The organism is Marinicella litoralis (assembly GCF_002591915.1).
Classification (GTDB): Bacteria; Pseudomonadota; Gammaproteobacteria; order Xanthomonadales; family Marinicellaceae; genus Marinicella; species Marinicella litoralis.
Genome location: NZ_NIHB01000008.1, coordinates 1 through 17,731, shown reverse-complemented (window position 1 = coordinate 17,731; position 17,731 = coordinate 1). Strand labels below are relative to the sequence as shown.

Sequence of the window (17,731 nt, the reverse complement as noted above, 5' to 3'; positions counted from 1 at the left end):
AAAAATGGAGGAAACATTACAACACTGTCAGACCACATAGTTCTCTGGATTATTTAACACCAGTAGCATTTGCTGAGCAGGCAGCTTAAAATGAATTATCTCATCCAAGCAGTGGTGTTAAGTTTGGGGAAAGGTCAATACTAATGAGCTTTATGAAAAAGGTTCAAATCATGAAGAAGAGGGCGAAAGGATTTTGTTGAAACATGGTATTTCACCAAAAATAGCGAGAATTTGTATCAGTCATGGCCAATGGCATAGTATGAACTGTTCATTTGAAGAACTGGCTGTGGCGTTAGCAGATAAATTGTGGAAAGGAAAGAGAGTCGAAAAGTTAGAGCATAAAGTTATTGAACGAATTTCATTGCTACTGAAAAAAGATCAATGGGACATATTCACAGACCTTGATTCATGTTTCGAAAAGGTTGCTGCAGGTGGAATAGAGCGGTTAAATAAAAGTGTAGAAATGAGTTAATGAAATCAAAGATAAGAAAAATAACTGTTGAGTCTAATCAATATATTTGGGCTGTTAGTGAGAAGGAATGGCATACAGTGACTATCAAAGTATGGGTGGAAGGCCATAAAAGAAATCATTGGTTTGAAGTGTTGAAAAAATTCGATGACCCCTGGATAAATTTTTAAGAACTAGCAAGTGGACAGTTAAAACAAACTAATGAGGGCTCTACACCGGTGACGCCAAAACTAGTATCAGAGTTAATTAAAGTTGCCACAGATATGAATCTCCATCTTAGTAACAGCCCACATAAATTAATGCTTAATGAGGGCAATTTAGTTTTGGAGAAAACAGATGTTTAAAATTGGCGTTTGCTATGATGATGGATCAACTAATCAAGAGTATTTTGCATATTTCAATGATATAGAAGGTTTTGACGGTGATCGCATTATTGATTTTGAAAATAAAATCTATCAAATCAAATTACTTAATGGATCTTTAAGTCCTAAATTTCAAGAACAGTTGATGAATGGCTTAACAAAACTTCCAGAAAACATTTATCTGGTCATTCTTGATGAAGATGACAAATCAGTTGGTTCTTTCTTTTTGGCCATAGTTAATATCATTGATACTGTTTTCAATTCAAATAAAACTGTAAATCTTACTTTAAACGCCTTTATGCACTCAGCCGAACCAGGCAGATATAAAAGCTGGAAGATGAAAATGTCTGGTGAAATTAACAAAAAAAACAAATGGTTAGAACTTAAACCATCAGAAAGGCAAGGGTGGCTTGGAATGGCTATTCAATGTAACCAAAATATTCAAGGACGTGGACAACATGTAATTGTTGATGGAACATTTATAGATGACAGAGACAGTTTCTATTGCGCACTGGGTGAAGCAATTAATGGCCCTGGTGGTTACTTTGGTAGAAACTTAGATGCAGTAAATGACTGTCTTTGTGGTGATTTTGGCCCAATACCCAAAAGTATTAAATGGGAAAATTCAAGAATAAGCCAATCTAAAATTCAAAACTTTGATGAGTTTATTGGTCTATTAACTGAAATATTTGCACAAAATGATATCGATTTTATCCTCACATAAAAATCAACTTATAAGGAAATATTTATGACTACATTATCTAATTTGTATGGCTGGCCTAACTCTGTATCAACACATTGTCCTCAATGTAAGTCAAAGGCGTCCTTAACTAAACCACAGCAAGTGATTGAAATGATTGGTCCATCAACACGACCATTAACAAAAGTGCATACAGACTTTGTTGAAGGTGGCCTAAGTTGTCTCAAATGTGGCTTAGTTAAGAAAGTAAGAATCCAATGGCCAGTTGATGCATTTTATCAGGGTGATGTAAAGGGTAACTTAATTTGGGCTTGGGATAAATATCATGCAATCGCATTGAGAGACTATGTTTTTTCAACTGAAAGAGATATTCAAAGTCACAGATATTCAAGAGCGCTTTTTCATTTACCAGAATTTTTTAAGCGCTCAAAAAACCGTACTGCTTGTGTGAAAACTTTAGAAAAAATGATTTCCAAGTTCTAATTAATTAACTGCGAGAAGAGCTTTATATCATTGCTTTTATTGACTGGAGACTAAATTAAAGACTTTGGTTGTCAAATTAACAGTTTAATTGGAAAAAGTTAAAGACTTTAGTTGGGCATCCACAGTGGACTTCCAATTAAACCTTTGAATTTTCAAAAATCAAAAACCTAGCTATACGGTCATTTCATTTTTTCGTTTCAACTAAACCATTGAATTTTTTATTATATTTTCACATTCAAAAAATCAAAACCACCTTTCCAACTAAACCATTGAATTTTTTTTCCGAAATAGGGTGAATGCCAAGGCCTGGGTTAACTAGACATACGTGTGTATCTCAACATGTTCACTAAACAGATATAACTTATGAAACTTCTTTAAATTTCACCTGTTTGTTCCAAGAGCATATATGGTCCTTTTACTCCTAAAATCTTAACCGTGTAACTTATCTAGCTATATACAAAAGTTAAATTTTTGTAAAATAATTGCCATTACTTATGGCATATTAAAAAAAATTAAATATAATGTCAGCGTGTGTGTGAGGTTGGTATTAATTATTTCAATTAATGCTGTTTGTTAGGATTTAAAAATTAAAATGGATTTTTCCAATGGGCACGTACATACACTCAACACCTGCATTTCTGCTGGTATTCAATGTTTTTACCTCCATAATTCCCCCCAAAATTGCTGAAAATTGTATTCAAGAGCATGCGTTAAAAGCATCTGCCTCTATTACTAATATACCTCTGCAATATGGCTTAGTCATTTCTGTTTTTACTTTTACATTCACTTATTTAAAGTCTCAGTTCCTGAGAATGAATTCAATAAATTGTTTTATTATTTTTAAAGGATGCCCATGATGTTTTTGCGCTTAAGCTTTCTGTTTTTCATATTCATTTCATTTCAATCAGTTGCAGAAATTGAAGTTCCTGACAGTGTCAGAGATCAAATTGTTTCAGAAGTAATTGCAGATACTGGCTATTTTGATGCTGCTGAGGTTGAAATAAGGGTGAGACTATGGAAGTTAGCTCAACCACAACCAAAAGCATCTGGAGAATTAATTGATTCTGGTAATTGTGTTGGTGATTGTGAGTTAACAGGAGGTGATTCATCATTGCCTATGCCAAGGAAGGTAAAATTCAAAGGGAAGATCAAAGATGGAAATATCACACAAAACCTAATCATTAAATGGAAAAGGCCCCAAGCATTACCAGAAAACAGCTCCCTGCGGATCAAAAAATACAAAGTAATCGTTTCAAAGGATGGGAGTACTTTTGAGAAGTATAAAGTTAAAGCAAAATATAAGAACAATGGTAAGCCACAAAAGCATCAAAAGTTGAAATTAAGGGGGTTAGATTCAGGCGATTATAAGGTTCAGGTCAAGGCCATATATGAAACCATAAATAATGACACAGCCAGTAACAAAACTACCACCAATAAAGAAGCTTCACAGTCGAGTGAGTGGTCTGGACCTTCAAGCCAGTCTTTAGAAAAAGACACAAGTACAGTAGGTGGGTTACCTGACAGCGCATTAAAAACATGTCTGTTGCTGGATGATGCCAACACACCAAATGAGGTTGTTGATAATGACACTCACCTGTCAGATATAACAGACATTAAGTGTATAGACAAAGGACTTGTTGATTCAGATTTGGCATTGTTGGAATCATTTGATGGTCTTATGGTGTTGAATTTAAAGAAAAATGTTGGTTTAACAAATATAGAACCATTAGGAAATTTACCACAATTGACCTGGTTGAGTTTGAACTATAATTCGTCCATAGATTTGACTCCTTTTAATACAGAAATTCTTTATAATATTGATAATTTTCCAAGTTTAGAGTCACTTTATTTGGTTGGTCATGAGTTAACTCAAATCCCAACATTTCCAGATACTGTTACTTGGCTGAATTTAAGTAGAAATAAAATCATTGATAACACAGGTGGTTATTGGCCGTCATCACCACTTAAGGCATTGATATTAAGTAAAAACAATACTGCATTCGATTCAAATGGGAGTCCTGTTGGCGATTCAACCTTAAATGATAACTTTTTCGAAAACTTTGCTGTAATGAGTGATGGCAATGTCGAAACCATCCAAGCTCGAAAAAGTGCCATCAATAATATTGATGCTTTTAAATCATATGAACAACTAAAAAATCTTGATCTATTAGCCCATGAGTTTAATGAAACACTCGATTTCTCAACTTATAACGGAAAAGGTCTCTGTACCCTGAGACTAGAATCAGAGTCAGTAAAAACAGTAACGGGAGTGATTCCACTTCGTGTTTTAAGTGTTATTAACAGTGACATTCTTGAAAGCCTTTCATTGACGGCAGATACAATGGATATAACCGGCACAAATGCATTGAGATGTACTCATCATAATGAAATAGTTGATGATTTTATTGATCCAAACTCAAACAACAAAAGCAGTGTCGACTTTGATACTTTCTGTCCCACTATTTGGCCAACCCCTGAAATTACACACGATAACCAGTGTAAGCCAGATGAATCTTTGAGTATTGATGTTTTATCACACGTAGAATCGGGGCAAAAGTTTATTCAATGGGAGAAAAACCCCTCCCCAGAATTCGATTACAACAGATGGGGTGTCACTTATCATCGCATTACTTCGTATCAAAATGGTGTTGAGTTAGGTTTTATAGATCAAGCGATTGATGTTCCATTTAATTTATCAGAAATCAACACTTTGGCTACAGAGTATACAGTTCAAGCTTGTACTGGTGTGATGGGTGATAGTGAGGTTACTTGTGGGTTTAAATTGGAATCAGGCCCTTTTGTTGATGGTGGAATGGGTTTGATTACAACCTTAAATGAAGAGTGGACTATTGGAGCGCCTAATGAATTTAAGGTGCGTTTTTCATACAATGACATTGATTTCAATACTTTATTTGGTAAACCTGATTACTTTGAAGTTACACCAGAAATTAACAATACACCAACTAATGTACCTATCATTTTAAATGTTGGTAGTGATAATTTACCCGTTTGGGAGACTTCCTATTTATCCCGTTCTCAATATCCGGAAAATACCTTTGCAATCCGTGCTTGTAACAATGAAATTGGTTGTGGTGTAAAAACATATGTAACGATTGAAGACACAGTAAATGATTTTAAAGTTTACGAAGATGATACCACTTATCGCCGTTACATCACTTGGGATGCGAGTAATTTGTCTGATGTTACGCATTTCGTGATTGGTGTATACCATGGTAGCTCGCTCACTGAATCATATACAGTGAGTTCAGATGAGCCATCTCGTTTAGTTATCGATGACACTACAAACCCGAGCAGTTATTCTTTAACTAGTTGTAATTCATCTGAGTGTAGTGGGCCAGTTAAAGATTTTGGAGCTAATGGTAAATTTGCTATAGGTTTGGTTAAGCCAATAATGGCACCAGATCAACCACAGTGGAATGAAAGTAACACCGCGTTTGAAATAAATTTTGTTTACCCTGAGACGCCATACAATTCAGAGGGAGGCAAGCCTGAAACTTTTGAAATATACTCGAATTTTCCACAATCTGATGGCACCTTTTATATAGGATCCATTGATGAATCAATTCCATCTAATGGCAATATAACTGAAGGTTGGCATACACCAGAATTAATTCGAGACCAAGTGATTGGATCTGTTTTTAAGATTTTAGCCTGTAGTGATAAATTAGGCTGTTCTTTTTCTTCATCTATAATGGTGGGTGAGCCGGTGGTAAATTCTTTGGCCATCCCATTCCCTGAATTCAATACACCCATTCATGACCCAAATTCAAAAACCATCACATTAAGTTGGGATTTTGATGCAAATGATGATTTGTCTTTGGTTGATTACATCAAGATTAAGGAGGCACAACCTAGATTTGAGGAAGGGATTGCATTAGGTCGTAACAGCACATTACAAGGGTTTGAAAGTGAAATTATAACCCACCGAATTGATGAACCATTGTTATTGAATCGTTTCACTGTTGGTATACACACTTATGAAATTATAGCGTCATGCCAATCGATAAAAGGCGCAGATGATGTGTGTAATGTTTCAGGCTCTGACCATTTTTCAGTAGGTGTAACTACAGATGATGGTGTTAATTCAGATTCTATGGGCAACATTCATGCTGAATGGTATAAAAACACAGATAACAACAAAATACTAAAATGGAGTACATCAGGTGTATCAGTTGATGTAGAAATAGATTACTTTCTTTTACGATCTTTTCAGTATAGAGGAGGCAGCCCAGGTTGTGAATTTAACGGTAGTTGTGAATACGGAGAAAAGCCATTTTGTATAACAAAACAGGTCAGTCCTGAAGATGAACCTGATCAAATGGTGACAATTGATTCCCTTAAAATAGATTCATCTTTGATAAATGGTCAACTGTATAGTACAGAATTTGTTTGTGATAATTTAATTTCAGTATCAGATGTCCCTGAACAGTCCACCCCAGGTGCAGAAAATGAATTAGGATATTGGGTGATCCAAGCATGTATTAATGGAATTGGCTGTGGCCCAGTTGAACCTGTTGATGATGTTGAATTGAGTGATATCCAAAACATTGTACCAGCTACAGACCAAACAAATTCTCCATCCTCTATAGGACCAGAACTTTTAAAGCCAGGTCATTTTTGGAATAAAGCATTAGATGGAAATGGTTGGAATTTCTTTTGGGTTAACGGTTTAAGTCAAACGGCACAAGATGGTCGTTATGGCAAAACCTATGATTTAGTTGGTTACTGGTTTACTTATCGAAAAGACGATGAAAATAATTGGACTCCTACTTGGATTGAAGCCAGATTAAAAAGCATTCATGAAGTAGATGGTACTAATGAAGTCTTTTATTCAGGAACTCTATACTCACATCAAAAAGTTACCGAAAACTGTGAAAATAATGCAACATTTTGTATTTTAGAACATGAAGTAGGTCACCTTAAATTGTCGGTGATACCGACAGTTGACCCTCTGGTTGATAACTCAAGAAAAGCCACTTTGATTTTAGATTTGGATTATGCCTCTGGGTTATTTACTTCAGTTCCAGAGAGCGAGAATATTCACCCTTACACAACTACAAATGATGGGTTGATGCTTGAAATAGAAGATTTCTCCATTCTTGGTTTTAATGGAAACTTTTTGCCAAACAATGATGCCGATCATTATGCTGGATTGTGGCAAGATCCTGGCTCTATCAGTGATGAAGAATCCCCTTTAAGTAGTTCTGATATTTCTATGTTGACATGGATTAAAGGTGGTTTGGAAAATACCACAATTGCATACTTTGATGAAGATGGGTTACCAATATGGGGTACCACTTTGACGATGCCTGGAACTGACCCTGAAGTATTTCCAATTGGGGGGTATTTTAATAACTATGAAAGCCTTGAGTCAAAGACAGTGTATGTGGTTCCCCATGCCTATAACCCATTGGCACAAATGCCATTAAATTGGACAGTTAGTGATAATTTAACAACTGTAGGATGGATTGGCAGAGATTTTGAGCATGAAAATGTTGGTAGCGAGAAAAATAGGTTTAATGTGGCCGGTTTAACCTTGAGAATTACAGACTTTATAAATAATAATACACGTGACATTCGTAAAGCTGAAGGGACATTTGTTAATGAAGATGATAGTACAGTTCCACAAATTAATGTCGCTGGTGGATATACTGATTTAATAAAAAGAGCCAACTTACACGGTATATTTTATGACATAGCAGCTATTGATAATATCAATGTAGAAACGTGTGATCCAGATGCTACAGGTCCATGTGAAATATACTTCAGTTGGTATACCGACGATCAGTTTACATCCATTGTTCCCATGTATAGTTTTGATGGATCAGATTACGATCCATTGAGCGATCTTTGCCCAGCGGTGTTAGGTTTACCCAGTTTATACCCTGAAGTGATTGCATTTAATTGCATCATAGAAACACCGGGTGATTACATTTTTCAGTTACATAAGCCTTCTTATGATAGTTCTGGAGCAACAATTGCTATTGCTGAGTCAAAAAAATTAACTGTAGACGGCTGTGATTCTAACCAGGGTTGTGACTTTGACTCAATACCAGTGCCACTAACGGATATTGATGATCCTATTGTCGATGTTACCAGTATGCTTATGCCGACTTTAATGACTCATGTTGATGGCAGTGGTCCTGTACCTGGCTCAGGTGGAGTATCAGGTGGCGCGGCTACATATCATATTCCTATGAACATACCTTCAGGAATTAATGGTATGACTCCAGAATTATCAATTAACTATTCATCTAAAGGAGGCAATGGAGTAATGGGGATGGGGTGGTCAGTTTCTGTTGGCTCTAATATAAGCAGGTGTCCATCAACATTTGCTCAAGAAGGTGTTTATCGTGCTGTTGATTTTAGCACCAATGATAAGTTGTGCTTGAGTGGTCAAAAGTTAATTCTGAAATCTGGTGATTATTTAATTGCTGGATCTGAATACAGAACAGAAATTGATTCATTTGCTCGAATTTCTATGACAGGCAATCAATTTGAAGTAATTTCCAAGTCAGGGCGAATTAATAGTTACGAACAACTAGGTACGACATCAAATGAAACCACTTGGTACTTAACCAAGGAAGAAGATCCATACGGTAACAATATTATTTATAAATACAACACAGGCACAAATACTTATGGTGAAGATGAGTTTGTAATAACAGAAATTTTATATACAGGTGATGAACTTGAGGAAGGAAATCGAAAGATTAAATTTAATTATTCGACAAGAGCTGATGCAAGTCAAAGTTATTATTATGGTAAATTAACAGAAAGGACTTTGAAGCTAGATGGCATTGATATTTTTCTGGATACTACTTTAGTGAGCCATTACAGTTTTGAATATGATGCATCAACAGCGACAGAGAAATTACTGTTACAAGGCATTGATGAAACCAGAGGTGGAATCTCCCGTACTTTGGCTGAGACTTTCTGGTCTGAAAATAATTGGAATGTTGAACCGAATGGCGGTGTGGAAACACGAATGTCGTATCAAAATATTATGGATGAAATATTAATTTATTTTAATCATGATAGGAATAGTTTACCCAAAAACATCACCAATTTAACCACCAGTTTAGATTTTAATGGCGATGGCATTAAAGAATTAACATATGGACCACAAAATGAAAAACAGAGCCAAACTTCAGGGATTGTATTTTTAGACCAAACTGGCGCTGTGATTAAAGTGCTTAATAAGGCTGATGCTAAATATGCCAATAAATTCGGCGCAGGTGATATAAATTCCGATGGAATCAATGACTTGATTTCATTAGATATAAATAATGACACCAATGATTTTGAACTGATTTTTTACCAATATGACATACATCAGGACATCAATAATCCAAGCCACCAGTTTAAAACCTACTTTAAAGCAAACCCCATTAATCTTGGGCTGAAAAATGATGGATCTGAAAATTTCTCATTGGTTAACCCTGGAATTAGCTGGGGGATTGATACGTCAATTCCAGTCAATTTTAATAAAATTCATATGGATCCAGAAGCATCTGAATACTATATTCGTGATATTGATAATGATGGGTTGGATGACATTGTCATTTTGGTTCAATTAGAAGATGAGGGTAATAATTGGAGCAATGAAGATCGATGGTTGATAAAGAATAATCTATTGGTTTTCAAAAACACTTCAAGTTGGAATCTAGTAATTCCAGAACATCCAGAAGATCCACCAATTTATATTGAATTTGAAATAAAATTCGACTCACCTGAAGTGTTGGTCCCAGGTTTGGCTCCAAAGTTTGAGCGGGATAGCGAACCAGGGGGTATCAATACATACATCTATGACAAAATTGAAAGTGTTGAAGATTTCAATGGAGACGGGTTAATTGATGTTCATGTTAAACGTTTAGCTAAGTTCAGACCTACATGGCTGTCAGATGTACCAGTCATCCCTACCATTGCCAACGAGAAAATATATTTCAGAGGCGAGAATGGATATCCTGTTGCCAAAAACTTTTCTCAATTAGGGTTAACTGGTTTTATGTGTCGTAAAAAGCCAAGCACTTCAACAGGATCGTCATTAGATGAACCCTGTGATGCAAATAGTAATACTTCATCAGGGTTTGGACCCAATAGTTTTAACTTTCAAGATGTGAACGGTGATGGTTTAAAAGACTTGCTTTATTATGATCGAGGAATCAGATCTCTTGTCGGTGATGAATTGGTTGTTGATGAAAATATTTACCGGAACTGGAAAGTGAGACTGAATAAAGGTGGTAATTATAATTCCGCATTATTTGATGACACCTCAATTGACTCTGATTTGCCTGTATATGAGTCAGATGAAGCCATGTTTTTACCGCAGGGCAACATTTGTTTAAATTTAGATCCCTCATTGGCAGAGCATGATAATTTACACAGAATTTGTAACTTTGTGTTTCGTTCAAGTACCAAAGCGGCTGATTTAAATGCTGATGGCATCAGTGAACTATTGTTTCCTAATCCTGAAGAATTGGCTTTTAATCGCTGTTATTTATCACCAAATGTTTCTTCAACTTCAGCAGTGTCAGGTACAGGTAGTACCAGAGGTGAACCAACAGGATTCGTTACTGACCTTTGTTCAATTGAAGTGGGTGATGAAAATAACATGTTATGCCAATCGAACAGGGACATGAGTGTACTATCAGCCATTGAACAATCAGCATTCAATCCATTTGTCGGTGAACAAGAAGTATTGTCAATTGTAAATAATCAAGGCATTATCTTTAATGATGATGAAGGTTTTGGCTGTTTGGGTGGTAACTGTACTACAGTCCCAGAAGAGCCTGATTCCACAGTACCTAACAATGTGACTAATGCCAACAGCAATAATGTATCAGCAATCTGTTCCAGAGGCGATTACCTACTTGGTAGCAGGTATGATATTTATACCCAAGCTGGTGGACTCAATGCCTTGTGGGATCGAGGTGTATATGGTTATTCTGCTCTTGATTTTAAAGTTAAAAACAACGAGCTAATTGTAAATGAAACTGTTGATACTGGCATATACAGCACTTTGTTTTGGGGTGGTGGCGGAGATTTAACAGGTGATGGCTTAACTGATTTTCAAACGCCATTTGGTTGTTTTAAAGAACCTCATGGTGCTGAATTGTTGGGATGTACTGAAGATGATGGCACAGTGTTGATCAATGATTTTGATATGGAGGCAAGTGACAGCCTGGTTTCAGGTGGCGTTAATCTAATGATCAAAAACAATGAAATCATGCCTGACATGGTGCTTGGGATTTATCAACCACAAACAGATATCAGTTTCCAATGGGACTATCACAGCATAGCCACTGAGCTTGATGACAGTTTAAGAGAATTTCCTTTATACAGACTGCCTGAACGCAGTTCTGGGAACTCGGTTGAAGATGATGGCTATATAAATCAAGTTAATGGAGCAGGTGAGTATTTTTACTTCAACTCATCCATGTATGTGGTTTCTGAAATGAGGAAATTCAATGGAATTTACCAGTTAGATGCCACTGGTGAGATTGATATGTTATCCGAAAATTATAGTACCACTCAATATAGCTACGAAGAAGCCGTTTATAACAACCGAGGTCGAGGTTTTCAAGGCTTTAGAAAAATCAAAGCGATTAACAAACCAATTGCAAATTCTGATTTTAATATGACCATGTCGGTATCTGTATTTAACCAAGTATTTCCTTTGGCGGGTACTCTAGAATCTGTACATTCTTATAGTATGGATGATTTAAGCGAATTTGAACTGAATACTGAAACAATCTATGAATACAATGACAATCTAAGCAGTTATGGTGGGGTGTTTTTCAACCCGTTAGAATCTATAACTTCATTTCAAATGGAAGAAGGTGGGGAATTAAAAACCACACAAACTCAAGAATTCATATCATATGATTCTTTTGGAAATGTCACTGAGCATTCAGATGTGTTGGTAGATAATATCAAAGTAAGTGACACCAATGACCAGGTTGTAACCACAACCAAACACACCTCCAACACCTATAATCCAGTGGATAATGTGAATACTTGGTGGATAGATAAACTAAATAGCAGTACTGTCACTTCAACCATTGATGAGAACACATCGGAGAGTAGTTGGCTGGGGCAAGCCTTCGGATACGATGCCAGCACTGTAAATAAATCAGTGACCAGCAAGTTCATTTGGACCGATAACAGCAGCAGAAAATTATGGTGCCAATATACAATCGCCAATGGCGCCACAGCACCAGCGACTTGTAACAGTGATATACCCAATGAAAACATCAGTCGAAATAGTTTTATTTATGATGATTATGGCAACATATCTCAAGTTAAAAATTCTGGGTGGGTTAGATTAGTAGGTGGTGGCACTGATGTACAGGATCGAATAACCGTTACCGATTACAGTTACTATGAAGGTTATTTTCCTAATAAAGTAACACAAACAGGTCCGCCTTTTGATTTGAAAACCACTTTTTATTATGATGAGACTGATGGTAATTTGATTCTAAAAACCGACCCCAATATGATCAATGGAATGACATTCTATGATGCTTTTGGTGTACCGACCAGTCATGGAATATCCAATACAGGTTACGGTAGTTTGGAAGCTGCTACTTCATCTGCGATGTCGTATTGTGGAGATGGTGGACAAATTTGCGCTGCTGCTCAATTGATAGTTAACGAAGCTTTAGAGTCCACAAAAAATAAATTAAACAGTAAATATGACTTTTCAATAAACACTGGTTTCTATTTGAGAGGCGCTGATGTCTATGTTCCAAAATTGTATTTTGTTTCACAAACCAGAAAGCCAGGCAGCCCAATGATTACCAATTGGCACGACAACAAGGGCCAAGTAATCTTAAGTAAAACCGATCACACCGGTGGATCATCTTATGTAATGAGCTTACAAAACCCATTGGGTCAAGTTGAGTTAACTACCAGCCCATTTTTACCAAAGTCCACGCCGTACTTTACCTTTGATACTTATGATGAACGCGGCCTGTTGTTTGAACGATTTGCCTTCATAGGTGATTTAAATGGTGATGGTGACGATTGTTATAGAAAAACCATGTATACCCATGACAAAGGGCGCACAACAATTAATGCTTCATATACCGGAACCGACTGTACAGCAACCGAACCTGAAACTGATAATCTGATGATGTCTCGCATTTATGATGCCCAAGGTAAATTGCGCCAAACCACAGATGCCAAATCCTATCAAACTAAATATTGGTACGATGCGTCTGGCAATCCACATGTGATTACCGATGCAGCAAACAACCCCATAGTGACAGTGTTTGATGATTTAGGGCGTAAGGAAAGTGTTGATGATCCGAATATGGGCCTTAAAACCTTTGAATATAATTCCTTTGGTGAAGTGGTGTTTGAACAAGACGATGAGCAAAAACAACACACAGATCAATTTGGGAACCCAATTGATGATGTAGGCAACTACACTTTCTATGATCAACTGGGAAGAAATACGGTAAAATATTGGAATGTTACTGACACACAAGAGCCATTGACTAACCAGCTTTCATACCAAGATTCATATTCGCACTCTGGAACATGTGGGAGTTTAACGGCTGTTTGTGATGAATTTAGGTACAGTAACTTTAACGGCGCTGGTACATATATCAATGAATTCTATACAGCCCAACATAAATCTTATTCTTACGATGCTTTTGGCCGAATGGTTCATCAAGAGGTTGTATTAACTGATGTACTGGGTGAGCTGAGTAGTTTAGCCTATGGTGATGCTGAGTTTTCTATTGAGTATGATTATTATGAAAATTACAACTTCCTGAAACAAACTGTCTATAACCGCAAAGATGTTCAACAAATCAGTGACTCATTCTTTTCAGTGGTTAACCATTACGACATATTTGGCAGTCTAATATCACAATATGAAGGTGCCACTGATTTGGCCGGTGCTAAAAAGTTGATGCAATTCAGTGATTATGATTTCAGAGGGCAGCCCAAGTACAAAGAACTTTTTGGTACAGACGGGCACAGTGCCATATCTGAATACAGTTACTATCCTAATGGCCAAATCAAAAAAATTAATCATGGTTATAACGATAACACCAACAGTGGCAGCCAAACATTCGATTACCAGTATGATGCCTGGGGTAACATCTCAGCACAAAAACTTAATGGCAGTATCGATGAAGTGTTTAAATATGATGAATTACAAAGAATCACTTCATCTACTATTGACACCACTGCAATAACTTATGAGTATGATGAGACTGGGTTAGGTAATTTAACTTTAAAAAGTGATTATTCATCCGACCAGATATATGGTGAAAATGGTAAACCCAATGCGATCACTACGGCCACTTTATCTAATGGTAATGTACTGAATTATCAATATGATGCCAAAGGCAACAGAGATAAGGATTTAATTACTATTAACTCAGTAACCTATGACCAAGCCAGTTATGTTTATGATGCCAATAATTTATTAATCCGTGCTGTTCGCAATGAAGACAGTGTAATTCACTTCCGATATGGCATAGACCAACAACGCTATCTTAAATACGAGGACAGTCTTGAGCTGGAAGTAGATTCAAATGAACCATTACGAAACAAAGAAGCCACCATTTATGCTGGGCCTCATTATGAAGAAGTGGTAAATCTTGAATACCTGAATAAAGAAATTAAAGTACAGGTCAGTGATTATTTGAGCATTACCCTTAAGGGCAATAACCGAATCGATCAACATTTTTTCCAAAAAGACCGTTTGGGTTCAACCACGCAGATTCTGGATCATGAGATGCAATCAGTTAAAACCATGAGCTATGATGTGTTTGGTAAACCCAGGGATGGTGATTCATGGTCGAAAATGGATTACCCAGAACTTGATTTTAATGCGGGTGAAACACTGAGCGAAATAGACATCACTAAACGTGGTTTTACAGACCATGAACATTTGGATAACTTTGAGTTGATTCACATGAATGGCCGAATGTATGATTTTAATAACGGAAGGTTCTTGAGTGTTGATCCGTTTATTCAAGGGACTACTTCGCAGGCGATTAATCCTTATAGTTATATACAGAATAATCCGTTGAGTGGGACTGATCCTACGGGTTATAAAATAGTTTCTGAATCATTTGATTGTGATGAGTATGATTGTGGTGCTTTACTATCAGGAGCTGCTCCAAGCCATGCCAAGAATAATGGAGTTGTTGGAATTGCTGTGGTTGTTGAAAAAAAAGGTGATGTGTCAGAGATTTTAGCAATTCATGAGGATGGAGATATTGAAGAAAGGAATGTCAGTGATTATAGTTTCTTCAGTGCAACTCAACGCTTGTTATGGCTATCAGAAAATCGCCCTGATCTGCTTGATTTGCAGGCGAATGCAGGCCCTGATATGCGGGTAAATCAATATATTGCTCATCGAATGGCTGAAAAGAATGGCACTGACTTTCAAACTGAATATGCCAATTTGAATGTTTGGGGTGAGATTAATATTGATTTGACCCTTGACGATTTTTATCAGGCTGGAGTTGGGTTTGGTGATGCCATTACCTTTGGTGGAACAAAGTATTTGAGAGAATGGAACTTTGGTTATGCTTCTGTAGATGGTGGTGTTGACTATAACAGTACAGGTTATATTACGGGTGAATATTTATCATTTGGTATTGGCGGTGGCAGGCTTGCTTATGCTGGAGCTGCTAAAGGCTATTCAATGTATTCTACAAGTGCTCGATCTTCCGTTAACTTTAGGGACAATTTGAAAGCGGTCTTTAGATTAGGTGTTGGTCGTAACTGGCGAGCCAAGAGTTATGAGTTTTTTAGGTATAAGAAAAGACTCACAGATTCACAAATAATAAAAAGCGCAGGCAGGACAAATCCATATTTTAATTTATATGGAGCTGGACTGATATTGCAGGGAGCTACTGACGATGACTGATTTAATTTTATGTTCAATTAAAGAAAATAAATTTGGTAAAATTAAAATACGATTTGATGGTAAAGCAGTTAATTTTTTAAAAGACTTGCCAGCAGATATCGATACAACTAATGGGTGGTATGAAAATTTTGAAACAGGTGTTTTTAAAAAAGAAACAGTATTAATTTGTGTCTTTAGTTATCAAAAAGAAATGTACATATCGTTCGATGATAAAGCATACAAAGAGAAAGATTTGAAATTTCGACGTTATTTTATATTTACTCGAATTAAAAAATTCAAAGCCTATTTTAAAGGTGAGTGTGTAAAAAAGTTTAATTATATTTATAGATACCTTGATGATCACCCTCTTGACGAATCAGACTTCTTATATGAACTAGATTCTATTAAGAAAAATACAGAGCAAAAAAATAATCTGTTAGAAATTTGGAACACAGGAACAGGTCAGACCCCTTTAAAGGGTAAGTGATTGATATTTAATTTAATTACTTGTTTATTTCAGATAAAAAGCAATGTCCAAAGGCTTTCAGGATTTAATCTTGAGAGTCTTTTTTATTTAGCGCAAGGCTGGGCTAACCTGTAGGTTGGCGCAGAGCTTGCGAAGCCCAAAAAAAAGTGGGTATTAACTTAAAGGCTTTCATAACTAATATAGCAACTAATATAGGACAGGCACTGACTGAGGATACTTAGTTGAAGTTTTTCTGGGTTTTTAGCCCTTAAAATGGCTTGGTTAAGGTGTTAGCTAGGTGAATTTTTGAGGTGGTTTTGTAGAAGTTGATTTTTAAGCGATTTTACTGGATTTTATCCGAGCTGGAAGGTTGCAGAAAATATCTGCTTGTTAATTTTTGATGAACTCTAAACTATTCTAGGGTAGGTTTTAGATGAATTCCAAGTGTCCATTTGCGCTTGGTTTTCTTGGAATATTCTTTGAGTTGTTTGGCTGTTCCAACCGCTGAAAAAATCGTTCGGAACGATTTTTCACGTAAGCCCCGCAGGGGTGAGTGTCAGGGATGATACGAATAAAAACCGATGGATTTAAAGCCTTTTAATTCACGCATAACGGCACAAATCCAGCGCTTCTTTTGCTGTGCAAAAACCGCACTCACTTTTTAGCCTATGCTACCCAGTCATCAGGATTGATACCAATTTGATCAATGGCTTTAGCCGTGTTTGGTGAGATAAACCCTGGCTTATCATTACGTAATAAACGACCAGTTTCATCCACCAAATCAATGTAGCTAGAAAGATAAAAGGGTAAGTCATTACCATCTTTCCCAAAACCTGAAAGCCAAGTGTTATTGTTCTCAATTCTTTCCTTAATCGAAGTGAATTCAGAACCTTTCAAATCTTTCGCGATAGCAGCTCGAATCGGGTTCAGATCAACACGCATAACGGCACAAAGCAACCACTTCTTTTGCTTCGCAAAAACCGTAATCACTTTTTAGCCTATGCTGCCATGCAGGTCAGTAAAGCTCGCTCATCAAGCAGCACAAGGAAAAACATTATGACGGTTTTCACGAAGTGAAAGAAGTCTTAGTGTTTTAACTGGCCGTGCGTGCTTGACTCTTGAACCTTGACTCCCAGAAGTGTCCAGTACACTTGTCTTCTTCATTGGCCATGCGAGCAATGTATTCATTAATCGCCTTCATGTACCAAGAAACAGACGCTAATCTAGCACGATATTCAGCGACATATTCTTTCACTCGCCTTAACTCTGCTTCGGTCTCAATCTCACCTTTCAAATATCGGTCACAAAGTACGGGTAATGAGTAAAGTGAACACCAAGTCATGAGCACTTG

The 17,731-nt window shown here is 36.7% G+C and carries 8 protein-coding genes; 6 read left to right on the top strand and 2 right to left on the bottom strand.

The window, feature by feature from the left end; translation table 11 throughout:
• From CCS90_RS15235 to CCS90_RS14590, 6 genes are all read left to right on the top strand, one after another.
• On the top strand, positions 1–89 hold an 89-nt coding region (locus tag CCS90_RS15235), incomplete at its 5' end, for an integrase core domain-containing protein (protein WP_143751563.1).
• 104 nt (positions 90–193) lie between these two features.
• Entirely contained in the window at positions 194–472 is a 279-nt protein-coding gene (locus tag CCS90_RS14610) for a hypothetical protein (protein WP_162846931.1), read from the top strand.
• Positions 473–805: 333 nt separating this feature from the next.
• Positions 806–1,555, top strand: coding sequence for a barstar family protein (locus tag CCS90_RS14605; RefSeq protein ID WP_099020320.1), 750 nt, complete (start codon positions 806–808; stop codon positions 1,553–1,555).
• A gap of 24 nt (positions 1,556–1,579) precedes the next feature.
• Entirely contained in the window at positions 1,580–2,014 is a 435-nt protein-coding gene (locus tag CCS90_RS14600; RefSeq protein WP_133566567.1) for a hypothetical protein, read from the top strand.
• An 853-nt stretch (positions 2,015–2,867) separates the two neighbouring features.
• Complete coding sequence (locus tag CCS90_RS14595; RefSeq protein WP_162846930.1) at positions 2,868–15,935, top strand: RHS repeat-associated core domain-containing protein; 13,068 nt, start codon at positions 2,868–2,870, stop codon at positions 15,933–15,935.
• Entirely contained in the window at positions 15,928–16,401 is a 474-nt protein-coding gene (locus tag CCS90_RS14590) for a hypothetical protein (RefSeq protein ID WP_099020317.1), read from the top strand. Before CCS90_RS14595 ends, CCS90_RS14590 begins: the two co-directional genes overlap by 8 nt.
• 645 nt (positions 16,402–17,046) lie before the next feature.
• Here CCS90_RS14590 and CCS90_RS14585 read toward each other — a convergent pair.
• Together CCS90_RS14585 and CCS90_RS15075 are read right to left on the bottom strand one after the other, a co-directional pair.
• Positions 17,047–17,370, bottom strand: coding sequence for a hypothetical protein (locus tag CCS90_RS14585; RefSeq protein ID WP_143751570.1), 324 nt, complete (start codon positions 17,368–17,370; stop codon positions 17,047–17,049).
• A 103-nt stretch (positions 17,371–17,473) separates the two neighbouring features.
• A partial coding sequence (locus CCS90_RS15075; RefSeq protein ID WP_442757017.1) for a hypothetical protein occupies positions 17,474–17,731 on the bottom strand: 258 nt, incomplete at its 5' end.